Annotated in this window: 27 protein-coding genes; 10 read left to right on the top strand and 17 right to left on the bottom strand. The window is 63.9% G+C overall.

All coding sequences use genetic code 11. The annotated features are described in order from the left end of the window. Nucleotides 1-328: 328 nt before the first annotated feature. The 4 genes from PSV26_RS10850 to PSV26_RS10835 form a co-directional block, all read right to left on the bottom strand. A complete protein-coding gene (locus tag PSV26_RS10850; RefSeq protein WP_300570495.1) occupies nt 329-1,378 on the bottom strand; it encodes an NAD(P)H-dependent glycerol-3-phosphate dehydrogenase in 1,050 nt (349 codons plus the stop codon). Nucleotides 1,379-1,420: 42 nt separating this feature from the next. Next, nucleotides 1,421-1,888 carry a protein-export chaperone SecB gene (secB, locus tag PSV26_RS10845; protein WP_096667270.1) on the bottom strand — a complete coding sequence of 156 codons (468 nt, stop codon included), beginning with the start codon at nt 1,886-1,888 and terminating at the stop codon, nt 1,421-1,423. 96 nt (nt 1,889-1,984) lie between these two features. Further along, nucleotides 1,985-2,242: a glutaredoxin 3 gene (grxC, locus tag PSV26_RS10840; protein WP_300562825.1), complete on the bottom strand. Its 258-nt coding sequence runs from the start codon at nt 2,240-2,242 to the stop codon at nt 1,985-1,987. 41 nt (nt 2,243-2,283) lie between these two features. Beyond that, a complete protein-coding gene (locus tag PSV26_RS10835; RefSeq protein ID WP_300511741.1) occupies nt 2,284-2,694 on the bottom strand; it encodes a rhodanese-like domain-containing protein in 411 nt (136 codons plus the stop codon). A gap of 184 nt (nt 2,695-2,878) precedes the next feature. Between PSV26_RS10835 and gpmA the strand changes: the two genes are divergently transcribed. The 3 genes from gpmA to PSV26_RS10820 all read left to right on the top strand — a co-directional run bounded on the left by gpmA (nt 2,879) and on the right by PSV26_RS10820 (nt 6,092). Next, the gene (gene gpmA, locus PSV26_RS10830) at nt 2,879-3,622 is read left to right on the top strand and encodes a 2,3-diphosphoglycerate-dependent phosphoglycerate mutase (protein ID WP_300511742.1); all 744 of its coding nucleotides are present in this window, start codon (nt 2,879-2,881) and stop codon (nt 3,620-3,622) included. Between the two features lie 200 nt (nt 3,623-3,822). Beyond that, the gene (locus PSV26_RS10825; protein ID WP_300511877.1) at nt 3,823-5,259 is read left to right on the top strand and encodes a S41 family peptidase; all 1,437 of its coding nucleotides are present in this window, start codon (nt 3,823-3,825) and stop codon (nt 5,257-5,259) included. Between the two features lie 77 nt (nt 5,260-5,336). Next, nucleotides 5,337-6,092, top strand: coding sequence for a HesA/MoeB/ThiF family protein (locus PSV26_RS10820; protein WP_300570492.1), 756 nt, complete (start codon nt 5,337-5,339; stop codon nt 6,090-6,092). Nucleotides 6,093-6,137: 45 nt separating this feature from the next. Here PSV26_RS10820 and PSV26_RS10815 read toward each other — a convergent pair whose 3' ends face one another. Continuing rightward, nucleotides 6,138-8,180, bottom strand: coding sequence for an AsmA family protein (locus PSV26_RS10815; RefSeq protein WP_300570489.1), 2,043 nt, complete (start codon nt 8,178-8,180; stop codon nt 6,138-6,140). Between the two features lie 338 nt (nt 8,181-8,518). On the opposite strand from PSV26_RS10815, the gene PSV26_RS10810 reads away from it, so the two are divergent. Next, a complete protein-coding gene (locus tag PSV26_RS10810; protein WP_300511745.1) occupies nt 8,519-8,917 on the top strand; it encodes a response regulator transcription factor in 399 nt (132 codons plus the stop codon). A gap of 24 nt (nt 8,918-8,941) precedes the next feature. Here the strand turns inward: PSV26_RS10810 and PSV26_RS10805 are convergent, their stop codons facing one another. Next, on the bottom strand, nt 8,942-9,574 hold the full coding sequence (locus tag PSV26_RS10805; RefSeq protein ID WP_096698225.1) for a response regulator transcription factor: 633 nt from the start codon (nt 9,572-9,574) through the stop codon (nt 8,942-8,944). Nucleotides 9,575-9,706: 132 nt separating this feature from the next. Here PSV26_RS10805 and PSV26_RS10800 point away from each other — a divergent pair, with 132 nt between their 5' ends. The 6 genes from PSV26_RS10800 to PSV26_RS10775 all read left to right on the top strand — a co-directional run bounded on the left by PSV26_RS10800 (nt 9,707) and on the right by PSV26_RS10775 (nt 13,143). Then, nucleotides 9,707-11,047, top strand: coding sequence for a CHASE3 domain-containing protein (locus PSV26_RS10800; RefSeq protein ID WP_300511747.1), 1,341 nt, complete (start codon nt 9,707-9,709; stop codon nt 11,045-11,047). Between the two features lie 211 nt (nt 11,048-11,258). Continuing rightward, nucleotides 11,259-11,423 carry a DUF1328 domain-containing protein gene (locus tag PSV26_RS10795; RefSeq protein WP_300511748.1) on the top strand — a complete coding sequence of 55 codons (165 nt, stop codon included), beginning with the start codon at nt 11,259-11,261 and terminating at the stop codon, nt 11,421-11,423. 73 nt (nt 11,424-11,496) lie between these two features. Then, nucleotides 11,497-11,898, top strand: coding sequence for a hypothetical protein (locus PSV26_RS10790; RefSeq protein WP_300511749.1), 402 nt, complete (start codon nt 11,497-11,499; stop codon nt 11,896-11,898). 43 nt (nt 11,899-11,941) lie between these two features. Beyond that, nucleotides 11,942-12,307: a hypothetical protein gene (locus PSV26_RS10785; protein ID WP_300511750.1), complete on the top strand. Its 366-nt coding sequence runs from the start codon at nt 11,942-11,944 to the stop codon at nt 12,305-12,307. A gap of 4 nt (nt 12,308-12,311) precedes the next feature. After that, a complete protein-coding gene (locus tag PSV26_RS10780) occupies nt 12,312-12,734 on the top strand; it encodes a hypothetical protein (RefSeq protein ID WP_300570487.1) in 423 nt (140 codons plus the stop codon). A 94-nt stretch (nt 12,735-12,828) separates the two neighbouring features. Further along, a complete protein-coding gene (locus tag PSV26_RS10775; protein WP_300511878.1) occupies nt 12,829-13,143 on the top strand; it encodes a BON domain-containing protein in 315 nt (104 codons plus the stop codon). A gap of 196 nt (nt 13,144-13,339) precedes the next feature. Here PSV26_RS10775 and PSV26_RS10770 read toward each other — a convergent pair whose 3' ends face one another. From PSV26_RS10770 to nudB, 11 genes are all read right to left on the bottom strand, one after another. After that, on the bottom strand, nt 13,340-13,795 hold the full coding sequence (locus PSV26_RS10770; protein ID WP_300570484.1) for a BON domain-containing protein: 456 nt from the start codon (nt 13,793-13,795) through the stop codon (nt 13,340-13,342). 42 nt (nt 13,796-13,837) lie between these two features. Then, on the bottom strand, nt 13,838-14,035 hold the full coding sequence (locus PSV26_RS10765) for a CsbD family protein (protein WP_300570481.1): 198 nt from the start codon (nt 14,033-14,035) through the stop codon (nt 13,838-13,840). Between the two features lie 138 nt (nt 14,036-14,173). Continuing rightward, on the bottom strand, nt 14,174-14,587 hold the full coding sequence (locus tag PSV26_RS10760; protein ID WP_300511754.1) for a thermonuclease family protein: 414 nt from the start codon (nt 14,585-14,587) through the stop codon (nt 14,174-14,176). A 91-nt stretch (nt 14,588-14,678) separates the two neighbouring features. Further along, nucleotides 14,679-15,512 carry a DUF429 domain-containing protein gene (locus tag PSV26_RS10755; RefSeq protein WP_300570478.1) on the bottom strand — a complete coding sequence of 278 codons (834 nt, stop codon included), beginning with the start codon at nt 15,510-15,512 and terminating at the stop codon, nt 14,679-14,681. 12 nt (nt 15,513-15,524) lie between these two features. Further along, nucleotides 15,525-16,406 (bottom strand): DMT family transporter, encoded by an 882-nt coding sequence (locus tag PSV26_RS10750; RefSeq protein ID WP_300511756.1) that lies wholly within the window; start codon nt 16,404-16,406, stop codon nt 15,525-15,527. A gap of 64 nt (nt 16,407-16,470) precedes the next feature. Continuing rightward, nucleotides 16,471-16,896 carry a BLUF domain-containing protein gene (locus tag PSV26_RS10745; RefSeq protein ID WP_300511757.1) on the bottom strand — a complete coding sequence of 142 codons (426 nt, stop codon included), beginning with the start codon at nt 16,894-16,896 and terminating at the stop codon, nt 16,471-16,473. A 9-nt stretch (nt 16,897-16,905) separates the two neighbouring features. Continuing rightward, nucleotides 16,906-17,637: a GTP cyclohydrolase I gene (folE, locus tag PSV26_RS10740; RefSeq protein WP_300511758.1), complete on the bottom strand. Its 732-nt coding sequence runs from the start codon at nt 17,635-17,637 to the stop codon at nt 16,906-16,908. A gap of 90 nt (nt 17,638-17,727) precedes the next feature. Beyond that, on the bottom strand, nt 17,728-19,422 hold the full coding sequence (locus PSV26_RS10735) for an ATP-dependent DNA ligase (protein ID WP_300570475.1): 1,695 nt from the start codon (nt 19,420-19,422) through the stop codon (nt 17,728-17,730). After that, nucleotides 19,419-20,477, bottom strand: a complete 1,059-nt coding sequence (locus PSV26_RS10730; protein WP_300570472.1) for a ligase-associated DNA damage response exonuclease — start codon at nt 20,475-20,477, stop codon at nt 19,419-19,421. The genes PSV26_RS10735 and PSV26_RS10730 overlap by 4 nt, the downstream gene beginning before the upstream one ends. Before the next feature lie 33 nt (nt 20,478-20,510). Beyond that, nucleotides 20,511-21,755, bottom strand: coding sequence for a cardiolipin synthase ClsB (gene clsB / locus PSV26_RS10725; RefSeq protein WP_300570469.1), 1,245 nt, complete (start codon nt 21,753-21,755; stop codon nt 20,511-20,513). A 10-nt stretch (nt 21,756-21,765) separates the two neighbouring features. Then, entirely contained in the window at nt 21,766-22,212 is a 447-nt protein-coding gene (gene nudB / locus PSV26_RS10720) for a dihydroneopterin triphosphate diphosphatase (RefSeq protein WP_300570467.1), read from the bottom strand. Between the last annotated feature and the right edge of the window lie 17 nt (nt 22,213-22,229).

Genomic DNA, 22,229 nt, shown 5'->3' with positions numbered 1-22,229 from the left:
TCCGAGCGAAGCGAGTTCTGCCGACCCCCGCCGGAGTCGAGCAGCGCAGGTTGCCCGCAGCGCAGCGGAGGGACCCAGACCATCGGGTCGCCTTTTCTTTTGCTTACTTTTCTTTTGGCGACGCAAAAGAAAAGTGAGTTGCCGCCGGGCAACCCCCGGCGTGCTGGAAGACCCACAACTGCACAAGCTTGCGCAGGCCTCGGCAAGCTCAGCCAGAATGGTTAGCAGAACACATTTGCTATAAATTCAATAGCTGCCTGGACCCGTTGAATAAGGGCTGCAGCCGCAAAACACCACCAGCCGGATCCAAACCCGACCGCAGCAGCCCCTAACGCAGCTCAGCCGCCGGATCCCGTCCCATCAACGCCGCCACCGCCTCAGCCGGCTTCACCTGCCCGTCCAGCAAAGCCACCACCGCTTCGGAAATCGGCATCTCGACACCAAGCCCCTGCGCGCGTTGCACCACCGTGCGGGCGCAGTACACCCCTTCGGCCACATGGCCCAGCGAGGCCACGGCCTGCGGCAGGCTCTGGCCCTGGGCCAGCAGCAGGCCGACCTTGCGGTTGCGGCTGAGGTCGCCGGTGGCCGTCAGCACCAGGTCGCCCAGGCCGGACAGGCCGGTGAAGGTTTCGGCCCGCGCCCCCAGGGCCAGGCCCAGGCGCGTCATTTCGGCCAGGCCGCGCGTGATCAGCGCGGCGCGGGCATTGAGCCCCAGGTTCAGTCCGTCGCACAGGCCGGTTGCGATCGCCAGCACGTTCTTGACGGCGCCGCCGACCTCGACGCCGACGATGTCGTCGTTGGCGTAGATGCGCAGGGTCGGGCTGTGGAAGGCCGCCACCAGCGTGTCGCGCACTTCGGCGTGTTCGCTGGCGGCCACCAGCGCGGTCGGCTGGCCGCGCGCCACTTCCTGTGCAAAGCTCGGGCCGCTGAGTGCGCCCGCTCTTAAATCAATAGCTACCTGCGCCCGTATTTCATGGGCCAGAAGCCCAAAAGACTGCAAGAATGAGGTGTTGGCCGGAAGGGCCGGAAGCGGCGTTTCAAACCCCTTGCACAGCCAGGCGACCGGCACGCTAACGTTCTGCATGCGCTGCAACATGACGCGCAAGGCCGCGATCGGCGTGGCGATGACGATCAGGTCCTGCTGCGCCAGCACGGCATCCAGCGAAGCGTCGGAGCCGCCCGCCAGCAGCAGGGCATCGGGCAAGGCGATGCCGGGCAGGTAGCGTGTGTTGATCCGCTGCGCCTGCATCGCCGCCAGCTGCGCGGCGTCACGCGCCCACAAGGTGACCTGATGCCGCGCAGAGGTGCCGCCTGCATTGGCCGCGCTGATGGCCAGCGCCGTGCCCCAGGCACCGGCGCCAATGACGGCAATTTTCATGGGAATGAAAAGGCCAGGGGCAGTGCCAGCACCACCGCGACCTCAAACGATGATTTGCGGGGCTTCCTGGGCGGCCGAGGCTGCCGCGGCCTGCTGTTGCTCGAACATCGCCTGGAAGTTGATTTCCGCCAGGTTGACGGGCGGGAAACCGCCGCGCTGGATCACATCAGCCACGTTGCCGCGCAGGTAGGGGTACACGATCTGCGGGCAGGCAATGCCCAGCACCGCGTTGAGCTGCTCGGCCGCCATGTTGCGGATTTCAAAAATGCCGGCCTGCTTGGCCTCGACCATGAACACGGTCTTGTCTTCGATCTTGGTGTGCACCGTGGCGGTCACGCTGACTTCGTAGAGGCCGTCGGCGATCGGGGTCGCCTCTACGCCGAGCTGGATATCGACCGCGGGCTGCTCCTGGTTGAGCAGGATTTCGGGAGAATTGGGCTGCTCCAGGGACACGTCCTTGAGGTAAACGCGCTGGATCTGGAACACGGGATCAAGGTTGGCTTCGGCCATGGTGGTCTTTCGGATTGCTTGAAAAATAAAAGCCCGCTGAACAGCAGGCACGCAACATTATCCCCGTTCGGCCGCAGGCCCCCGGAAAGCCTGCGCTCAGCCGGCCAGCAAAGGCAACAGGCCGCCGCGGCCATCCAGCGCCATCAGGTCATCGCAGCCGCCCACATGGGTCTGGCCAATGAAGATCTGGGGCACGGTCCGGCGACCGGTGATTTCCATCATTTTCTGGCGCTCGTCCGGTTGCAGGTCGACACGGATTTCCTCGATCTCGGTCACACCGCGCTGCTTGAGCAGCTGCTTGGCCTGAATGCAATAGGGGCAGGAGGCGGTCAGGTATATCTTCACAGGGGACATCGAAATCTCCGGGTCGGGGGTCAATGGGCAGCGGCAGCTTCTCAGGCCTTCTCGATCGGAAGGTTAGCCTCTTTCCACGATTTCAGCCCACCCGACAGGCATTGGGCCTGCTCGTAGCCGAGTTTTTTGGCGATGGCCAGCGCCCGGTTGGCGCGTGCGCCGGAGGCACATACCAGAATCAGGGGGAGCGCCTTGTTTTTCACCGTGGCAGGCAGCTTTTCCTCGAACTGTCCAAGCGGCAGGTTTTTGGCGCCGGCAACGTGGCCCGCGGCAAATTCCGGGGTTTCACAGACATCGATGACCACTGCCTTCTCACGGTTGATCAGTTGCACGGCGCCGGCGGCGCTGAGCGAACCGGCTGCCATGCCGCTGGAGATCAGGGGCCAGAGCAGCATGCCGCCGGATGCCAGCGCAATGGCGATCAGCATCCAGTTGTCGATGAGAAATTTCACTGTAAGTCCTTCTTGGTGTTTGCAATTAAGGACTGATTTTAGAATGCAGGGAGCAATGCCGGTTTTCCTTGGGCTTTCTCTGGTGCCTGCCGCAGTTTTTGCCCGCCCTTTTGGACACTTTTTTCGCCCCGGACACCCCGCCGGGACTGGCCCCCTTTTCAACTTCACGAAGCCGCTTCACACCATGTACAAACTTGTGCTCATCCGCCACGGCGAATCAACCTGGAACCTGGACAACCGCTTTACCGGCTGGACCGACGTGGACCTGACCGCCACCGGCGTGCAGCAGGCCATCAACGCCGGCCGCTTGCTCAAAACGGAGGGCTACGACTTTGACCTGGCTTACACCAGCGTGCTCAAACGCGCCACCCGCACCCTGTGGCACACGCTGGACGAGATGGACCGCACCTGGTTGCCGGTGGTTCACAGCTGGCGCCTCAACGAGCGCCACTACGGCGCCCTGCAAGGCCTGAACAAGGCGGAGACCGCCAAAAAATATGGCGATGAGCAGGTCCTGATCTGGCGCCGCAGCTACGACGTGCCGCCGCCGCCGCTGGATCCCAACGATCCGCGCAGCGAACGCGACGACCCGCGTTACGCCAAACTGAAACCCGGCCAGGTGCCGCTGACCGAATGCCTGAAAGACACGGTGGCCCGGGTGCTGCCCTTCTGGAACGAGTCCATGGCGCCAGCCATTCTGGCCGGCAAACGAATTGTGGTTGCGGCACACGGCAATTCGATACGCGCGCTGGTGAAGTACCTCGACAACATTGCCGACAAGGACATCGTCGGGCTGAATATTCCCAACGGCATTCCACTGGTCTACGAACTCGATGCCAGTCTCAAACCGCTGCGCCACTACTACCTGGGCGACAGCGAGGCGATTGCCAAAGCCGAGGCGGCGGTCGCCGCGCAGGGCAAGGCCTGAGCCCCGGACGGGTGCCGGTGTCACGCCGCCACCCCTGTGTCAAGGCGAGGTAAAGGTGGCCTGTTTTTGGAATATTTCTGCATGCCGGCACCGGTGGGAGCGCCGGTAGCGGGAACTGTTGGTCAAGGCCTTTCTCCAAGGTGTATATTGTTTCAAATTCTGTGGCAACTGCCCCGAAACCGGGGCCAATGAAGGTGTTTATGGGTCAGAAACTCAAGATAGCAGGCTGGATTTCGATCGGAGCGGTCGCCGGTGCGCTGACCACCGTGCAACTGCAGGCGGTGGCACGGGGCGGACTCACACCGTTGCCGCTGGAAGAGCTGCAACAGCTGGCCGCCGTGTTTGGCATGGTCAAAACCGACTACGTCGAGCCTGTTGACGAGAAAAAACTCATCACTGACGCGATCTCGGGCATGGTCGCCAGCCTGGACCCGCACTCGGTCTATTTCGACAAGAAATCCTTCAAGGAATTCCGGGAGGGCACCAGTGGCCGCTTCGTTGGTGTCGGCATCGAGATTTCTCAGGAAGACGGCCTGGTCAAGGTGGTCTCGCCGATCGAGGGTTCGCCCGCCGACCGCGCCGGCCTCAAGCCCAATGACCTGATCACCAAGATCGATGACACCGCGGTCAAGGGCCTGAGCCTGAACGATGCCGTCAAGAAGATGCGCGGCGAACCCCGCACCAAGGTCACGTTGATGATCTTCCGCAAGGATGAAAATCGCACCTTCCCGGTGACCATCACGCGCGAGGAGATCCGCACCCAGTCGGTACGCAGCAAGGTCATCGAGCCTGGTTACGCGTGGATCCGCCTGAGCCAGTTCCAGGAACGCACGGTTGATGATTTCGTCGCCAAGCTCGAACAGATCTACAGGCAGGAGCCCAACCTCAAGGGGCTGGTGCTGGACCTGCGCAACGACCCGGGCGGCCTGCTGGACGCCGCCGTGGCCGTGTCCGCCGCCTTCCTGCCCGAGAACGTCACCGTGGTGTCCACCAACGGACAACTTGCGGAAAGCAAGTTCACCTACAAGGCGGCGCCCGAGTTCTACCAGCGCCGCAATGCCGCCGACCCGCTCAAGCGCCTGCCTGCGGCTGTCAAGAACGTGCCACTGGTGGTGCTGGTCAACGAAGGCTCGGCATCGGCCAGCGAAATCGTCGCCGGCGCGCTACAGGACTACAAACGCGCCACCATCATGGGCAACCAGACCTTCGGCAAGGGCTCGGTGCAGACCGTTCGCCCCCTGGGTCCCGACACCGGCCTGAAGCTCACCACCGCGCGTTATTTCACGCCCAGCGGCAAGTCGATCCAGGCCAAGGGCATCGTGCCCGACGTGATGGTGGACGAAACGCTGGAAGGCAGCCCGTTTGCTGCCCTGCGCACGCGCGAAGCCGATCTGGAAAAACACCTGGCCAGCGGCCAGGGTGCCGAAGTGAAAGACCCGGGCCGTGAAAAAGCCCGCGAGGAAGCGCTCAAGCGCCTGGAAGAAGAGTCCAGGAAGAGCCCCGAGCAGCGCAGGCCGCCCGAGTTCGGCAGCGACAAGGACTTCCAGCTCGCGCAGGCCATCAACCAGCTCAAGGGCCGGCCCGTGATGATCAGCAAGACCATGGTCGAGCGCAAGGACGAGAAAAAGGAAAACTGACCGCGTCTGCCTGCCAGGCTGCGGGTCCGGACGGACCGGTCGCCTGGCTGCCCCGCACTGCCCGGGTCACGTCCGCCATGAACGATACCCAGCTGCTGCGTTATTCCCGCCACATTCTGCTCGACGAACTGGGCGTGGAAGGCCAGAACACGCTGCTGTCGTCCCGTGCGCTCATTGTGGGTGCCGGCGGCCTGGGCTCTCCCGCCGCACTTTACCTGGGCAGCGCCGGGGTCGGGCGCATCACCGTGGTGGATGATGACCGGGTCGATGCCACCAACCTGCAACGGCAGATCGCCCACACACTGGCCCGTGTCGGCCAGTACAAGGCGCACTCGGTGCAGCAGGCCGTCGCCGCCATCAATCCGGACGTCGAGGTCACGGCCGTCACCCTGCGTGCCGACGCTGCCCTGCTCGACGAACACGTCCAGCAGGCCGACGTGGTGCTGGACTGCACCGACAACTTTGCCACGCGCCAGATGATCAACCGGGCCTGCGTGAAACACCGCAAACCACTGGTGTCCGGTGCGGCCATCCGCTTCGACGGCCAAGTGACGGTCTACGATCCGCGCCAGACCAGCTCACCCTGTTATGCCTGTGTCTTTCCACCGACGGAGACCGTGCAGGAGGCCCAGTGCGCCACCATGGGCGTGTTTGCTCCCCTGGTGGGCATGGTTGGCACTGTGCAGGCGGCCGAAGCGCTCAAGCTGCTGTGCGGCATTGGCCAGGCGCTCACGGGCCGGCTGTTGATGCTTGACGCACGCAACATGGACTGGCATCACGTGCGGGTCGCACGCCATGCCTCCTGTCCGGTGTGCGGCAACGGGTCGGCCTGAACGCCGCGCACGTCCGGCGCCTCTGAGGCGCCGCCACCTGACGTGTTACCTGGTGGCCGCGCTGGTGGCTGCTGCAGGCTTGTCCGGCGGCTTCACCGGGCTGGCCACCGCCAGCACCCGCTCACAGTCGGCATCCTTGCCCGGCCCGGTCTCCACCGTGGCGGCCAGTGCGAGCAATGGGTTGATCGCCCCCAGCAGCAGGGCAATGCCGGCCCGGCCCGCCAGTGCCGCCTTGTCGGGGCCAGCTGCCGGCCTGGCGAACGTGCCGGTGATTTTCAGGGGTGATCGCAGGCTCAGGATGCTCTGGTCCTTGGGCTGCGGGTACAGCACCATGTTGAGTGTTTCATCGGCCAGACTGATCACACCAGTGCCATTGATCAGCGTGTCGGAAGTGTCCAGCAGCAGGGCCCGGCTGGTCATCAGGCCCTGCTTGACATCAAACGCGGCGGCAGCGCAGCGCAGGGTGACATTGCGGTCGCCGCTGGCCAGAAACTTGATGATCTCACCGCCGTCCAGCCCCATGAACTCAAGCAGGATGTTGCTGACCTGACCCCGGCCCATCAGCAGAGCCACGTTGCCGGAGGATGAACCAAGTACCTGGGCGCCGGAGCTGCCGCGTCCCGTCAGGTCGATCCGGCCATTGAGCTTGCCCAGGCTGCCTTCGGTGCGTTCGATGCGCGGGAACAGCTGGTTCAGCTGCAGCGTGCGGGCTTCGAGTCTGGCGTGCACCAGGGCGGGCTTGCTGTTGGCATCGATGCGGATCAGGCCGGCAAGCCGGCCACCAGCCACGCCCATGTCCAGCGGGTCGAGCTGCAACACACCGTCCTTCAGCACAATGCGTGCGTCAAACCGGTCCAGCGGGAAGGCGCCGGCATTCTTGACATCCACCACCTTGTAGCTGACGTCGGCATTCATGGTCTTGAGCCGTTCAAAGTCCAGCGTCGCCGTCGGCAACACCTTGCCGGCGGTCTGCACCTGCTTGGCAGCCGAAGATGGCTTGGCTTTGGCAACGGTTTTGGTCGTTGTGCGTGAAGTACCTGTCGGCACGCCAATCAGCGGGCCCAGGTCCTCGAAATCGAGCGACCTGGACTGCACCTTGCCCGACAGCAGGGCCAACGGGCCCGAGCGGTCATAGGCGAGATCGCCCGACAGATCCGACTTGCCCAGACGTCCCTGGATGGCTCCCACCTTCCACACAGCCCCCTGCTTGCCGAGGTGGCCGCGCAGGGCATAGGTGGGCGTATCCGGCAAAACGACACCCAGCAGGTTGTAGAGGTCGGCCAGTGTGCGGCCCTTGAGGTCGAAATTGGCATCCAGGCCGTCGAGTGACGCCAGATTGCCAATGCGTCCGCTGGCTAGCAGCGATGTACGGCCTGCACTGGCATTGATCTGCAGGGGAAACGGGTTGACCTGGGTGTCACTGAGCTGCAGGACACTCCCGGCGCGCCCCTGGGCCGCGAAGGGCTCTTTTTTCCAGGTGCCTTGCGCCTTGTAGCTCAGCGGCATGTCCCGGGCCGCCGCCGCTGTTCCGGCTTCCGCCTCACTCGCTGCAGTCATGCCAAACTCGGTCTTGATATCAGCCCCCTGCGCTTCAGCGAGGTAGTTGAGCACGCCCTTGTCCACCAGCAACTGGCCAATGCGCGGCACGGTCCCGGCATCGGACGTGTCTTTGCCCAAGGCCCAGGTGCGCCGGCCATCCGGCTGGATCTGCAGCCCCAGCACCGGCTGGCTCAGGCTGACTCGCGGGAGCTCGACCTGGCCGCGCAGCAAGGGCCAGAACCGGATGTCGAACTCGGCGGACTCGGCCTTGACCAAGTGAGGGTCGCGAGCCCAGTCGGGGTTGGCAAACGTGATGCCATCGGCCTTGACCGTGATAGTGCGTCCCAACTGCACGTCCAGCCGCCGGGTGATTTCGAACGGGCGACCGGTCCGGTCGCTGACGTAGCGGTTCAGCGGCCCACGCAACCAGTCCCACGGAAAAAACAAGACCGCCAGCGCCAGGACCACCAGCACCAGTGCCACCGCCGCCACAACACGACCCCAGGTTGGTATGCGAGCGCTGGAGAGGAAAGTGGCGACACGGGTCATAGGGGCGGCCTGCGATTCTTGATTTGGAAGACCGGGAGAGGCCCGACACCTGCAAGTGGTTGGCACCCCGCTGTTGACAGCGAAGGGGAAATCAGCTGACAGCGAAGTATCTGCCAGTCAGTCGCGGCACACCGTGGGCGACAGCCATCGATGACTGTCAGTGCCTGCCTACAGTTCATGAGTAGGAAACATCCTACAAGCCAGGGACTCCCAGCCTGTCAGAATTGACCAGCAACATGGATACATTCGTTATCAGGTCAAGGCATACCCGGTAAACTCTTGTTGTAACCGTTTGAAAAATACCGCGGTCAGGGATGGCAGACCGGGATTGAAGCTCAGTGGGACTAAAAACTTATATCGTCGAAGACAACGCCACCATCCGTGACAATCTCATGGCCACGCTGGAAGAGCTGGCCGGAATTGACGCAGTAGGTACGGCGGAAACAGAAAATGAAAGCAAGGCCTGGTTGCTGGCAAACGCCCAGCAATGGGACCTGGCGATTGTGGATCTGTTTCTCAAACAGGGGAGCGGACTCGGCGTTCTGGAAGCCTGCCGCAACCGTCAGCCGCATCAAAAAGTGATTGTTCTGAGCAATTACGCAACGGCCGACATCCGCAAGCGCTGCGCTCAGCTCGGCGTCGACGCGGTTTTTGACAAGTCCAACGAAATAGACGCGCTGATTGACTACTGCATCGAACAGTGCAGGTCCATCAATGCCGGCCAGCCCCAGCCATAGGGACGGGCGGCTGACGGCAAAAGCTCAGTCGATCAGCTTGTTCTTGAGGGCGTAATACGTCAGGTCGCTGTTGGACGCCAGGCTCATTTTTTCCATCACCCGGGTCCGGTAGGTGCTGACCGTTTTGACACTCAGGGACAACGCCTTGGCAATGTCGCCCGCGGTTTCGCCCTTGGCGAGCTTGAGGAACACCTGAAACTCGCGCTCGGAGAGCTGCTCGTGCGGCGTGGCATCATTTTTCCGGTTCAGCTGCTGGGCCAGCAACTCGGCCACTGCCGGCGTGATGTAGCGTTTGCCGAGCGAGATGACACGGATTGCATTGACAATCTCCATCGGATCACACTCCTTGTTCAGGTAGCCGCTGGCGCCCTGGCGGATCAGGTTGACCGCGTAGTGCTCTTCCGGATATCCGCTGAGAATCAGGATGCCGACATCGGGCGCCTTGGCGCGGATCATGGCGAGGGCATCAATCCCGCTCTGGCCGGGCATGGACAGGTCCATGACCAGAATGTCCAGTTCGACATTTCGCACCAGGTCAATGGCTTCACGGCCGCTGGCGGCTTCACCCACGACCCTGAAATCGACCTGATCCGAGAAGAACTGCTTGAGCCCTGAGCGCACGATGGCATGGTCGTCCACAATTCCGATTTTGATCATTTCATGTCCTCTTGGTTAGGCTGGCATCGCCAAAACGGCACAATGCAGCAACACAGCCTCGCGCAATTACGAGGCTTCTATCTTCAGTAGCGATTATTCACGAATTATTGATCCATGCGAACGGAGATCAGGATGAGATGGTTTGCGATCCCGAAAATGGCAATCAGCCTTCCGCTGGCGGTGCTGGCAGCGGGCGTTCTGATTTCCATCAACGAGGCAGGTTTTCGCCTGTCCACCGGGGCGGTTACCCGCATTGAGGAGTCGCAGGCCACGCGCGGGGCTGTCAATACGCTGCTGCAGCAGATGCTGAATGCCGAAACCGGGCAGCGCGGCTATCTGCTGACCGGCGATCCCAAATACCTGGAACCTTACGACGCGGCGACCGCCGACCTCAATCAGACCCTGGACACCCTGCGCCGGCACTACACCCCCTACCCGGAGGAGATGACGGAGTTCGCACTGCTGTCGCGCAGCGTGTCGCGCAAGCTGGCGGAGATGGACCTCAGCGTACGCATGCGCAAGCAGGGCAATGAAGATGCCTGGAAGTTTGTGCTGACAACCGACGTGGGCATGGACCAGATGAACACCATCCGCAGCCAGATCGGAAAGCTGGTCCAGGCCAGCGACAGCAAGATGGGCACAGCCCAGGCCCAGATCACCCGGTCGCTTCAGTTGTCGCGCATTGGCATCGCCCTGATGGCGCTGGCCGGGTTGCTGGCGTTTTACATGTATTTGCGGCAAACGGACGCCCTGCTGGATGCCGGCAGGCGCGAACAGGAGGCCCTTCAGCGCGAACGCGACCAGCTCGACAAGGAAGTGCGCGACCGCACGGCCACGCTGGCCGAGCTGGCCACCCACCTGCAGCAGGTGCGGGAAGACGAACGCGGCCACCTGGCACGTGAACTGCACGACGAACTCGGTGCGCTGCTGACGGCGGCCAAGCTCGATGTGGCGCGCATCAAATCGCGCCTCGGCGTCATTTCGCCGGAGGCGGCCGAACGCATGCAGCATCTGATCGAAACACTCAACAGCGGTATTGCGCTCAAGCGCCGCATTGTCGAGGACTTGCGACCCTCGTCGCTGTCGCATCTGGGGCTGGTCGCATCCCTCGAAATCCTCGCGCGCGAATTCGAAGACCGGTCCGGCCTGAGCATCATCACCGACCTGGAGACCGTGGAGCTGGGCGGCTCGGCCCAGCTCACGGTCTACCGCCTGGTGCAGGAGTCGCTCACCAACATGGGCAAATACGCTGACGCGAAACAGGCTGAAATCAGCCTGCATGATTTCGACGGCTACATCACGGTCGAGGTCCGGGACGACGGAACGGGCTTCGACACCATGCAGATCAAGGGTTCGAGCCACGGGCTGGCCGGCATGCGCCACCGGGTCGAAGCGGCCGGTGGTCGCCTGACCGTGGTCTCCAGCCACGGCCAGGGCACCCGCATCTCCGCGGTGCTGCCCAAAACTCACTAGGCATCGGCAGCGCTGCCGACCGGGCCGCGGCAGCGTGCCACTGCAGGCGCCCATCGGCTTCGTCCTACACCGCGTGATCATGCTCGCCGACATGGGCATCCGGTACTCACCGATGATCACCAGAGGCGTCCCTGACTAAGCTCACTGCAGGTGTTTCAAATGCGAGCGCCATACACACCAAAGAAGGGCACGCCCCTGCAAGGAGATCGACATGCTGCACTATTCCGTTGTTTTCCTCGTGATTGCACTCATTGCAGCCGTGTTCGGTTTCGGCGGCATCGCCGCCGGCGCGGTGGAAATTGCCAAGATCCTCTTTTTCATTTTTGCCATCATGGCGGTGATCAGCTTCGTGGTCAGCCTGATGAAGAGAAAGTGAATTTCCCGTTTATTCCAGCCCACGCGCGCATCGCGCTGGACCCGGCCTTTTCCTTTCACTACCCAAGGACCCCATGAAAAACCCTCTCTCCAGCCATCCCCAAGCCCAAGACACCCTGTCGGGCGCACGTCAGATGTCCGAGCAGATGCTGACCGGCGCCGAGAGGGCCATGGACAGCACACGCAGCCTGGCCAACGACACGCTGGACCGCGCCGAAGACAAAGTACGCCATTTGCGCGGCAGCATTGATCCGTTGGTCGACAAGCTGGCCACCCAGGCCCAGAAACTGGCGCGCCAGAGCCTGGACATGGCCTCCGAGGCCAGCCACCGGGCGCAGCGCTCCATGCACCGCTATGCAGACGCGACCACGCGTTATGTCTCCAATGAGCCAGTGAAGTCGGTCCTGATTGCTGCCGCAGTGGGCGCAGCCGTCGCCTTGCTGGTGACGTCGATCGCGCATCGCGACCATCGCTGATCCCTGCGGTTTCATCCCCTTTTTCTAAAACCACCTGGCCGCCATGCTGCACCCGTTGTTTTCCATTCTCGTCAGACGCCCCGACCTGGTGGTCGATCACCTGTCGGCCTATGGCGCACTGGTCCACGAGGAAGTCTCGGAAGCCGGGTCGGAACTGCTTCAGCGCGCTCTGGCTTGGGGCGCGGTCATCCTGTGTGCCGGGGTCTTTCTGACGCTCGCCGGTGTCGCGCTGATGCTGGGCCTGCTGCTGAACCAGTTTCACTGGGTGCTGGTGGCGATGCCGGCGGTCATGCTGCTTTTTCTCCTGATCGCCTTCGGCAAAGCCCGGCAGCCGCTGGGCGCCAACGGCTTTGCAGAACTCAAAGATCAACTGGAACGCGACGCGCAGGCATTGCGCGCCGCGGCCTGATCCGATGACGACCGAGCTCAGTCCTCTTTCGCCCCGCGAACGACTGGCCATGACCCGGCAGGCGCTGGTGCGGCAGATGAACCATGACACTTCCACCGCAATCGAGCAGGGCGGCAGCGACGTTGAAATTGACGCCTCCGCCAGCACTTGGTCGCTTGTCAAACAAACCGCCCTGTCCTGGTGGCAAGGCCATCCGGCCAGCTTGGCGCTGGATTTTGCCCAGCCGAGAATGCAGCGTTTTGCGCAGGAGCAGCCCCTGAAGCTGCTCGGCATCTCTGCAGGCCTGGGCGCGGCCACCGTGCTGTTGCGACCCTGGCGTCTGGTATCGCTCACCGGCCTCGTTTTCGCGGCGCTGAAGTCTTCCGAGGTCACCGGCCTGGCCAGTTCTCTGCTGGCTTCCCGCAGCCGCAATGACCGCCTTCGATGAATTCCATTCGCAAACCGACCGGCGTGGTGCCGTCAGTCGGCCAGCTTCTCAACTCTCCGCACCAAAACATATCTATAAACTTCAAGGAAAAACCATGAAATACGCTCGCGCAATTGCATTCGCCGCCCTGGCCGGCATCACCATCATCAGCGCTGGTTGCGCAGTTACCCGTGGTCAGGAAACCGCCGGCTCTTACGTCGACGACGCTGCCATCACCACCGCCGTGAAGGCCAAGTTCGCTGCAGACAAGACGGTTGCCGCCACCTCGATCAGCGTCGAAACGCTGAACGGCACGGTGCAACTGTCCGGTTTTGCCAAGTCCGCTACTGAAAAAGCCCAGGCTGAGAGCATTGCCCGCAACACCAAGAACGTCCGCGCTGTGCGCAATGACATCGTCATTCGTCCTTAAACCATCCCCGATGGGGTGACACGGGCCGGCTCTGCCAGCCCGTCAAGCGGGGCCCGGTTGTCTGCAACCGGGCCCCGCTTGCTTTTTCGCGGACGGTACGCGCTGCCGGTGCTCCGCGTGGCCGCCCCCAAAAAAAAAGGTCACTGGTACGCCACCCGAAGGCGCGTGCCAGTGACCTTCGCGGGCGGGAGGTGAATCAGCCCGGTGTGACCGTCAACTGGTTGTTCACCGACGTCACGCCTTTGACCTGTTTGGCGATGTCCGTGGCCTTGTCCTTCGCTGCAGCACTGGGTGCCGGGCCATTCAGGGTGACGACGCCGTCCCTGGTGTCGACGTTGATCTTGATGGCGCTGAGATCCGGGTCCTTGGCCAGTCCGGTGGAAACGGTTGCCGTGATGGTCACGTCGTCGATCTTGTCACCCATGGTGGCGCTGGCCTGGCTGCCTGTGGCCTGCGCGTCCTTGGACGCTTCCTTCATGGTATTGCCAGCATCCTTGGCAGCCTTCTCTGTTTTGGCGATACCGGCGTCGATCGACTGCCCGACGGTCTTGCCGTCATCGGCCTTGTTGCAAGCCGTCAGCGCGAGCAGCACGGCAGCGGAACACGCCAGCGCCAGAAGCGGGCGCCGCGCTTGAAGAGGGGTCGGGTTCATGATGGCTCTCCTGGTTTGGGATGAGATCTGCAAGCGCAGCGCTCAGATCTTGTCGATCAGTTTTTTGGCGTTGTCCTTGACGTTTTCCTTGGCGTCGCCGTAACCCGCCTGGGTTTTGCCCTTGGCCTGGTCCACCAGACCTTCGGCCTCCAGCTCTTCATTGCCAACCACGCGACCAGCCACTTCCTTGGCTTTGCCCGCAGCCTGGTCCACACGGCCTTCGACTTGATGCTTGTTCATGGTGCTTTTTCCTTTGAAAATGGATGCGGCCCACCAGGATGGCGGACACAGCTTCACTGTAGACAGGCAAGCAAGGGCAACTCGTCAGCGCCTGCGGAATTCCATGTAGGACGACAGGCAGTGCCTCACAGCGGCGCGTCAAGGGTGACAGGATCCGTGCTGCTGGCGGAAAAGGCGGGGCGGCAGAGCCTGCGGATCGGCAAACAGCCCACGTTGCGCCGACCGGGCCTGTGTCTGCAGGGTCAGATAGGGTCCGCCTTCGCGTCCATACCGGTACGACCAGGCATGGCCGTGCGCGACCATCCAGGCGGCCATGTCTTCGCCCTTCAGGTACACGGTCGCCACGGCGCGGCCGTAGTCGTCATGACCGCGGGTTGTCACGACCACCCAGCGGCGCGCCACACGGCTGGCCAGGGCCGCACGCGCGGCACGGCCACCGGCCTGACAGATCTCGGGCGCATCGATGCCGGCCATGCGCAGCTTCACCGGCCGGACGCCTCCTGCCGCTTGGACCCAGAGGGTATCTCCGTCAGTAACATGAGTGACTTTCATGCTTTCCGCCCAAACAGGATGGGCGGCAGCAGCTATCAAAAACAGAGCAACTTTGAGCAGCGTCACGGTCTTGCCTCCTGCACGGCAGGGTTCATGCAGTCACGATCCAGCCCTCGAGCGGGTCGACATCGGCGGGCAGACCATAACACGCCGCACCTAGCGCATGTTGCGCCTGGGCCCACGCGCCCTGCATCAGGCAGAGCGCCGCATCCAGGCTGTCGCCGCTGGCGTCGTCGACCAGGGTGTCACGCTGGGCATGGCTGAGTTTCAGGCGCAGGCCGAGCCGGGTCTGGCCCATCTCCAGCGCGGTGATCAGGTCTTTGCGCGCAATCAGCCGGTCCGGCGTCTGCTTGAGCCGGTCATCACTTTTGTAGGATCGCCGGCCGAGCACCTCGCGCGCGAGCAACCCCGGATAGGCTTCGAGCGCAACGCGCGACAGGTCACCCGCGTGCAGGCCCGGCAGGTGAACGCCGGCGGCCAGCAGCCGCGGCACCCCCGCGTGCAGCATGAAGGCCACCGGCGGATTGATCCATTTCATGGACGGGCTGGAGCCGGCCGGGACGTCGGTGGCGCGGTGCGCAAACTTGCCGCCCACCGGGCGTGCAGCGCAGAAGCCTGCAAAAGTCTGCCGGACCTCTTCTCGGCTGAGGCTGGCGTAGTGGGCCATCAGCGCTGGCCAGGTGCGCGGCCAGCCGAGATACTCCACCAGCTCGCGCGGCAGGCCAAACGGGAAGTCAAAAGCCCCCAGCCAGGCGCGTGGCTGGCTCAGCCAGTCGCCGAAGGCTTCCAGCGACGCGATGCGCTCCAGCCCACCCAGCAACACACGCCCGCCGGCAAGTGAGCCGCTGGCCACAACGATAGGCTTGCGGCGCGTCGGACTGCTGGAAAAATCGCAGCCAATCAGCAGGGTCGGGGTTGAATGCATCGAAAAGTTCCGTCAGCCCAGGGCCAGCGCGCTCACGCCCGCCGCAATCAGGCCGGCGCCCAGCAGGCGCTGCAAACGGTCGCCCTCGCCGAGCAAGTGCCCGCCTATCAGCGCGGCAAACAGCATGGAGACCTCGCGCGCCGGCGCCACATGCGACAGCGGTGCCACCTGCATCGCATACAGGACCAGCACATAGGAGACCGGACTGATGGCGCCAACCAGCAGCGCGTACTTCCATTGGTGGGCCCACAGCAGCGCCGCCGCCGGCCTGTCGCGCAGGACCACCGGCGCCAGCAGCGCCAGCCGCACGAAATTGCCGAGGTAGTCGAGCAGGATGGGCGACATCAGCATGAACTTGACCGCATAACCGTCCACCACGGTGTAGCTGGCGATAAAAGCCCCGGTGAGCAGGCCGTACAGCATGCCCTTGTGCACGCGGCGGCGCTGGGCCGGGTCGTGCGCGGCACGCAGCAGGCCGGGACCGCCAGCAATCAGGAACACGCCAAGCACCACGCCGGCAATGCCTGCCAGCCCCAGCGCCGAGATCTGCTCGCCCAGCAACGTGATGGCCACCAGCGAGGACAGCAGCGGCCCGGAGCCGCGTGCCAGCGGATAGACCACGGTCAGGTCGGCCTTGCGGTAACCGCGCAGCAGGATCACGTAATACAGCACGTGCAACACGCCGCTGAAGGCGATGAAGGCCCATTCGCGCCAGCCCCAGCCGGGAAGCACACCCCAGGCGGCCCACGCACCTACCGGCGCCCAGACCAGCATCAAGGTCACGCTGGTGAAAAAGGCGAAACGGGCGTCGCCGCCGGCTTTTTTGGCCGCAATGTTCCAGCTGGCGTGTATCAGGCCGGCTAGCAGGACCAGGGCAAAAGCGGACAGCGGCATGGCGCAAGCGGCGGGCAGCGCGCATGAACGCCGTGCGCCCGCGCAGCCGCCTGGCCGGGAAAACTCAGACCTTGCCGCAAATCGAGGCGGTGGCCATCAGGTCTTCCAGCAAGGCCAGCGACACCTTGCCCGACACCGAGTAAGGGTCCAGCTCGGCTTTCTCGGAGTATTTGAGCAGGATGGAGGCGTTGATACGCTCGACATTGACCTGGCCCATGGTCCAGCCGCCAAAACGGCGCTCGGAGATTTCCTCGTAATGCAGCAGCACCACATCCTTGTGGCGCGGGTCTTTCTGAATGTGGCCGTAGAGCTCGCTGATCTGCATGCGCCCGCCTTCGAGGGCCTGCAGGAAAATGCCGCCGCCGTAACAGAGGATGCCGGTGATGCCCATGGCCGGGTTGTGGCTGCGCGACTGCGCGAGGATGGATTCGGTGAGATCGCTGGAGCCGGGGTTGACCGAGCGGCTCGCGTAAAGAAGTCGTACCAACATCGTGTGTCCTTAGCTGTTGCTCTTTTTGGGGATGAGCGACAAAAATTCGCGGCGCAGGTTGGGGTCCTTGAGGAACACCCCGCGCATGACGGAGTTGATCATCTTGCTGTCCATGTCCTTCACGCCGCGCCAGCCCATGCAGTAGTGGCTGGCCTCCATGACGATGGCCAGGCCGTCGGGCTGGGTTTTTTCCTGGATCAGGTCGGCCAGCTGTACCACGGCTTCTTCCTGGATCTGGGGGCGGCCCATGACCCATTCGGCCAGGCGCGCGTATTTGGACAGGCCGATGACGTTGGTGTGCTCGTTGGGCATCACGCCGATCCAGACCTGGCCGATCACCGGGCAGAAGTGGTGCGAGCAGGCGCTGCGCACCGTGATGGGCCCGACGATCATCAGTTCGTTGAGGTGCTCGGCGTTGGGAAACTCGGTGATCGTGGGGGCGGTGACATACCGGCCCTTGAATACCTCGTTGAGGTACATCTTGGCCACGCGGCGCGCGGTGTTGTGGGTGTTGTGGTCGCGCGCGGTGTCGATCACCAGGCTGTCGAGCACGCCCTGCATCTTGCCTTCCACCTCGTCCAGCAGCTTTTCCAGGTCGCCCGGCTCGATAAAGGCGGCGATGTTGTCGTTGGCATTGAAGCGTTTTTTCGCCAGGGCGAGGCGTTCGCGGATCTTGACGGAGACCGGCGTTCCTTCGTCGAGAGGGGCCGGGGAATCAGGCGTGTTGGATTTCATGAGCATGCAGGATGTTACCAGCCCGGCCCCAAACCCGCATGCCCCACTTTTGCGAGGGGTTTACGCATTCAGCCCTTGATGGGCGGTCGTTGGCAGCTATGAATTCAGGAGCAATTTGAGGTCCTCCAGGGTATTGGCCTCGTGCAGGGGCTTGTCGTCCCGGATGCGCAGCATGCGTGGAAAACGCAGCGCCATGCCGCTTTTGTGCCTGGGGCTGCGGTTGATGCCCTCAAAACCGAGCTCAAACACCAGCGTTGGCCTGACACTGCGCACCGGGCCAAACTTCTCCAGCGTGGTTTTACGGATCACGCTGTCGATGCGTTTGAACTCTTCGTCGGTCAGGCCGGAATAGGCCTTGGCAAAGGCCACCAGTTGCAGCGCCCCGGCTTGCGCGGCTTCGCGACGCGCGATGGCATCGAGCACGGCGGCTGCCTCTGCGGCGTCCTGCGGCGCGCGGCTCCACACGGCAAAGGTGTAGTCGGTGTAGAGCGAGGCGCGCCGCCCGTGACCGGCTTGCGCATAGATCAACACGCCGTCGATCGTCATGGGTTCCACCTTCCACTTCCACCACAAGCCATCGGCTTTGCTGCGGCCGGTGCCGTAGGCGGCATCCAGGCGCTTGAGCATGAAGCCCTCGACGCCACGCGCGCGCGACTCGGCTCGCAGGGTGGCGTATGCCGGCCAGGAGGCCAGGCGTTGAATGGGCGACATCTTCAGCGGCGTGGCCGCCAGCACCTGCTCCAGTTTCTGGCGGCGCAGCTGCTGGGTCTGCTCGCGCAGATCCTGGCCGCCGAGCTCCAGCAGGTCGTAGGCCATGAAGGTCACCGGCACCTCGGCCAGCATCTTGCGGCCCAGCGTTTTTCGGCCTGTGCGCTGCTGCAGCAGGGCAAACGGCGCGGGCGCGCCCTCGCCCCACACCAGAATTTCCCCGTCCAGCACCGTGCCGTCGGGCAGGGTCTGCGCCAGCGCCACAATTTCCGGAAAGCGTTCGGTCACCAGTTCTTCGCCGCGCGACCAGAGCCAGACCTGACCGGCGCGCTTGACCACCTGGCCGCGGATGCCGTCGTACTTCCACTCCACCTGCCAGTCCGCTACCGGCCCGAGCCTGGCCTCCAGGGCTTCCAGCGGCGTGTCCAGCGGATGCGCCAGGAAAAACGGGTAAGGCTGACCTGCATCAAGAATATCGGCCCTAGCCCCCGTCCCATCTGCGACAAGTGCTTCATATTTAATAGCAGACGGCGGGCTTTTGGCGTCCGTGTAACCCATCATGCGTTGCGCGATGCGTTTGGCGTCCACGCCAGACCAGGCCGCCAGCGCACGCTGCACCAGCAACTTGCTGACGCCCACCCGAAAGCCGCCACCCACCAGCTTGACCAGCAGAAAGCGCCCCTGTGCGTCCAGCTCGTGCCAGTAGGACTTGACGCGCTGCGCCACCTCGTCCTCAGGCAGGCCGCGCAGCGGCAGCAACCGGTTTTCCACCCAGTCAGCCAGACCCAGATCCGAATCAACGCTCTCCAGCGGCAGGATATGGGCAATGGTTTCGGCCAGATCGCCAACGGCCTGGTAACTCTCTTCGAACAACCAGTCGGCAATGCCCGCCACCTCGCAGGCCAGCGCGCGCAGCGTGGCCGTCTTCACCACCTGGCGCGGCTTGCCGCCCGACAGAAAGTACACCGCCCAGGCGGCGTCCTGCGCCGCCGTGCGGGCGAAGTACCGCTGCAGCGCCTCGACCTTGGCGTTGGTTGAGGTAGTGCTGTCGATTTCCGTGAACAGCCGGGCGAAATGTTTCATGGCCCGCTCTGCGCTGTCGTTGGCGCCTGCGGCACGGTCTCACTCTGTTCTTCCACCGCGGCGTCACCATACTCGGTGTGAAATGCCCCGGCCTGCAGCCCCTGCTCGGACAGATAACGCACCATCACCGGCACACTGCCGTGGGTGACGATCACGCGCTGCGCGCCGGTGGCGGCGATGGCGCCCATCAGGCCCGGCCAGTCGGCATGGTCGCTGAGCGGGAAGCCCTGGTCGTAGGCGCCGCGCCGTCGCGCTCCGCGCACCTGCATCCAGCCGCTGGCAAAAGCGTCGCTGAAATCGCCGAAGCGCTTCACCCAGGGGCCTGCCGCAGCGCCCGGAGGGCACAGCACCAGCGCACGCTTGAAATCCCCCGCATCGCTGACTTCTTCAACCGTCCGCGTTTCGGGCAGCGCCACGCCCGCCGCGCGGTAAGCCTGGTTGAGGGTTTGCACCGCGCCGTGCACGATGATGGGCGCAATCGATGCGTCGACGCCGCTGAGGATGCGCTGCGCCTTGCCGAAGCTGTAACACATCAACACACTGGCGCGGCCGGCCGCCGCATTGGCGGCCCACCAGGCGTTGATCCCGGCAAGCAGCTCGGTATCCGGACGCCAGCGGTAAATCGGCAGCCCGAAGGTGGACTCGGTAATGAAAACATCGCAGCGCACCGCCTCGAACGGGGTGCAGGTGGCATCGGGTGCCACCTTGTAATCGCCACTGGCGACCCAGGTCTGCCCGCCCCCCGCACCCCGATATTGCAGCCGCACCTGCGCCGAGCCCAGCACATGGCCGGCCGGGTGCAGCGACAGCGTCACGCCGTGGTGGGTGATCTGCTGGCCATAAGCCAGGGTCTGCAGGCGGATGCCCTGGCCCAGGCGCGAGCGCAGCACGCCTTCTGCCTGGCTCGCCGCCAGGTAGTGCGCGTGGCCAGGACGGGCGTGGTCGGCGTGCGCGTGCGTGATGACGGCCCGCTCCACCGGTCGCCAGGGATCGATGTAAAAATCACCCGGCGGGCAGTACAGGCCCTGGGGCCGTTGAACAATCAGGTCCTGCATCGGAGGGTATGAGCGACAGGGAGCGAAAAAAAATCAGTACCGCTGGCCTGACACAAAAATGGCCAGGCGCATCAGCGCATGGGCGACGTGGTCCAGAATACGCTGGCGCCAGGGCCGCTGGCTGTAGGCGACGGGATCGAGCAGGCGTCCGTGCCCGGCTATTGCGGTGCGCAGGCTGTCGCGCAGCTCACCGGCAAAGACCTTGTCTTCAATCACCACATTGGCCTCGCGCGCCAGCAGCAGGCTCAGCGGGTCGAGGTTGGACGAGCCGACGGTGGCCCAGTGCCCGTCAATCACCGCCACCTTGGCGTGCAGAAAACTGGCCTCGTACTCGTGAATCTCCACCCCTGCGGCCAGCAAGGCACCATAAACCGGCCGCGCAGCGTGGTACTGCATGAAGTACTCGTAGCGGCCCTGCAGCAGCAGGGTCACATGAACGCCGCGTCTGGCGGCCTTGATCAGGGCGCGTCTGAGTTTGCCGCCGGGCACAAAGTAGGCGTTCGCAATCAATATTTCGTGGCGCGCCCGGCCGATCGCCTGGCGGTACACCTTTTCAATACTGCCGCGGTTGCGCAGGTTGTCCCGCAGCACCAGCGCGGCCTTGCCGCCGGACGCGCCTGCGTTGCCCGGCCCCGCAGCCGCCGCCGGGTCGGACAGCCCCTTTGCTTCAGTGCGGCGGCCATAACCGCCTGCCTTGAATTTCTCCCAGGCGGCAGCCAGATGGTTTTGCCGCGCGCTGTAACCGGCCTGCACGCGCCACCACAACAGGGCCATGGCCTCTGCCGCTTCGGCGGCCATGGGCCCGGTGACCGCCACCGCAAAGTCAAAGCGGGCGGCCTGCAGGTCGCCGTGGTTGGGGTCGTAAAAGTCGTCCAGCACATTGATGCCGCCGCAAAAAACAGTGCGCTGGTCCACCACGCACAGCTTGCGGTGCAGGCGGCGCCAGCGGTCGGGCACCAGCAGGCCCAGCCCGCCCAGGCCGGACGCCAGCGGCGAATACACCAGCCACTGCACACCGGCCTCCTTCATTTTTTGCTGCCATGCCGGTGGCAGGGGGTCGGAGCCAATGCCGTCCACCAGCACCTCGACACGCACGCCACGCCGCGCGGCCCGCGCCAGCGCCTCGGCCACAGCCTCGCCAGACCGGTGCACATCAAAAATATAGGTCTCGAACTGCACCCAGGCGGTGGCAGCGTCGATGGCGCGGATCAGGGCCGGAAAATACTGTTGCCCGCCTTCCAGCAGCTGCAGGGTTTCCGAGCGGCGCAGGACGTTCATGCGCGCGGCCTCAAGCCAGGATGCGGGGCAGCATCAGAATGGCCTCGGCATTGGACGCTGAAAAGCACTGGTCGGCAGCCTCCAGCCAGGGCAACCACTGGCAGGCCGTGTGTTCGCGCGGACTCAGTGTGACGGCGGTGGTGCGCGGCACGCACAGGCTGAAGACATGCTCGGTGTTGCGCGTCACCCCGGGCGCATAACGCCCGCGCCATTGCGGATAGATGTCGTATATGTTGGAAACCGCCCAGTCGCGCAAGTCCGCAAGACCCACCACGATGCCGGTTTCTTCCCCGACCTCGCGCACCGCGGTTTGCAGCAGGGGCTCGTCCGGCGTTTCCCGCGCGCCGGTCACGCTTTGCCAGAACCCCGGGTGATCCGCGCGCTCGATCAACAGCACTTCGAGCGCCGGGGTGTGAATGACCACCAGCACCGACTCGGGAATCTTCCATGGTTTCACGTCCTGCTCCCTGGTTC

The organism is Polaromonas sp. (assembly GCF_029945685.1).
Lineage (GTDB): Bacteria > Pseudomonadota > Gammaproteobacteria > Burkholderiales > Burkholderiaceae_C > Polaromonas.
This window is presented reverse-complemented; position numbering and strand designations above follow the sequence as displayed.

What these genes read in the sequence shown, in the direction of transcription:
- PSV26_RS10750 (WP_300511756.1), bottom strand. Translation starts at nt 16,406, where the DNA reads ATGCCGCTGTCCGCTTTTGCCCTGGTCCTGCTAGCCGGCCTGATACAC.
- PSV26_RS10735 (WP_300570475.1), bottom strand. Translation starts at nt 19,422, where the DNA reads ATGAAACATTTCGCCCGGCTGTTCACGGAAATCGACAGCACTACCTCA.
- PSV26_RS10795 (WP_300511748.1), top strand. Translation starts at nt 11,259, where the DNA reads ATGCTGCACTATTCCGTTGTTTTCCTCGTGATTGCACTCATTGCAGCC.
- clsB (WP_300570469.1), bottom strand. Translation starts at nt 21,755, where the DNA reads ATGAACGTCCTGCGCCGCTCGGAAACCCTGCAGCTGCTGGAAGGCGGG.
- PSV26_RS10785 (WP_300511750.1), top strand. Translation starts at nt 11,942, where the DNA reads ATGCTGCACCCGTTGTTTTCCATTCTCGTCAGACGCCCCGACCTGGTG.
- PSV26_RS10825 (WP_300511877.1), top strand. Translation starts at nt 3,823, where the DNA reads ATGGGTCAGAAACTCAAGATAGCAGGCTGGATTTCGATCGGAGCGGTC.
- PSV26_RS10760 (WP_300511754.1), bottom strand. Translation starts at nt 14,587, where the DNA reads ATGAAAGTCACTCATGTTACTGACGGAGATACCCTCTGGGTCCAAGCG.
- PSV26_RS10775 (WP_300511878.1), top strand. Translation starts at nt 12,829, where the DNA reads ATGAAATACGCTCGCGCAATTGCATTCGCCGCCCTGGCCGGCATCACC.
- folE (WP_300511758.1), bottom strand. Translation starts at nt 17,637, where the DNA reads ATGCTCATGAAATCCAACACGCCTGATTCCCCGGCCCCTCTCGACGAA.
- secB (WP_096667270.1), bottom strand. Translation starts at nt 1,888, where the DNA reads ATGGCCGAAGCCAACCTTGATCCCGTGTTCCAGATCCAGCGCGTTTAC.
- PSV26_RS10780 (WP_300570487.1), top strand. Translation starts at nt 12,312, where the DNA reads ATGACGACCGAGCTCAGTCCTCTTTCGCCCCGCGAACGACTGGCCATG.
- PSV26_RS10820 (WP_300570492.1), top strand. Translation starts at nt 5,337, where the DNA reads ATGAACGATACCCAGCTGCTGCGTTATTCCCGCCACATTCTGCTCGAC.
- PSV26_RS10815 (WP_300570489.1), bottom strand. Translation starts at nt 8,180, where the DNA reads ATGACCCGTGTCGCCACTTTCCTCTCCAGCGCTCGCATACCAACCTGG.
- PSV26_RS10805 (WP_096698225.1), bottom strand. Translation starts at nt 9,574, where the DNA reads ATGATCAAAATCGGAATTGTGGACGACCATGCCATCGTGCGCTCAGGG.
- gpmA (WP_300511742.1), top strand. Translation starts at nt 2,879, where the DNA reads ATGTACAAACTTGTGCTCATCCGCCACGGCGAATCAACCTGGAACCTG.
- PSV26_RS10800 (WP_300511747.1), top strand. Translation starts at nt 9,707, where the DNA reads ATGAGATGGTTTGCGATCCCGAAAATGGCAATCAGCCTTCCGCTGGCG.
- PSV26_RS10730 (WP_300570472.1), bottom strand. Translation starts at nt 20,477, where the DNA reads ATGCAGGACCTGATTGTTCAACGGCCCCAGGGCCTGTACTGCCCGCCG.
- PSV26_RS10850 (WP_300570495.1), bottom strand. Translation starts at nt 1,378, where the DNA reads ATGAAAATTGCCGTCATTGGCGCCGGTGCCTGGGGCACGGCGCTGGCC.
- PSV26_RS10755 (WP_300570478.1), bottom strand. Translation starts at nt 15,512, where the DNA reads ATGCATTCAACCCCGACCCTGCTGATTGGCTGCGATTTTTCCAGCAGT.
- PSV26_RS10765 (WP_300570481.1), bottom strand. Translation starts at nt 14,035, where the DNA reads ATGAACAAGCATCAAGTCGAAGGCCGTGTGGACCAGGCTGCGGGCAAA.
- PSV26_RS10790 (WP_300511749.1), top strand. Translation starts at nt 11,497, where the DNA reads ATGAAAAACCCTCTCTCCAGCCATCCCCAAGCCCAAGACACCCTGTCG.
- grxC (WP_300562825.1), bottom strand. Translation starts at nt 2,242, where the DNA reads ATGTCCCCTGTGAAGATATACCTGACCGCCTCCTGCCCCTATTGCATT.
- PSV26_RS10745 (WP_300511757.1), bottom strand. Translation starts at nt 16,896, where the DNA reads ATGTTGGTACGACTTCTTTACGCGAGCCGCTCGGTCAACCCCGGCTCC.
- PSV26_RS10770 (WP_300570484.1), bottom strand. Translation starts at nt 13,795, where the DNA reads ATGAACCCGACCCCTCTTCAAGCGCGGCGCCCGCTTCTGGCGCTGGCG.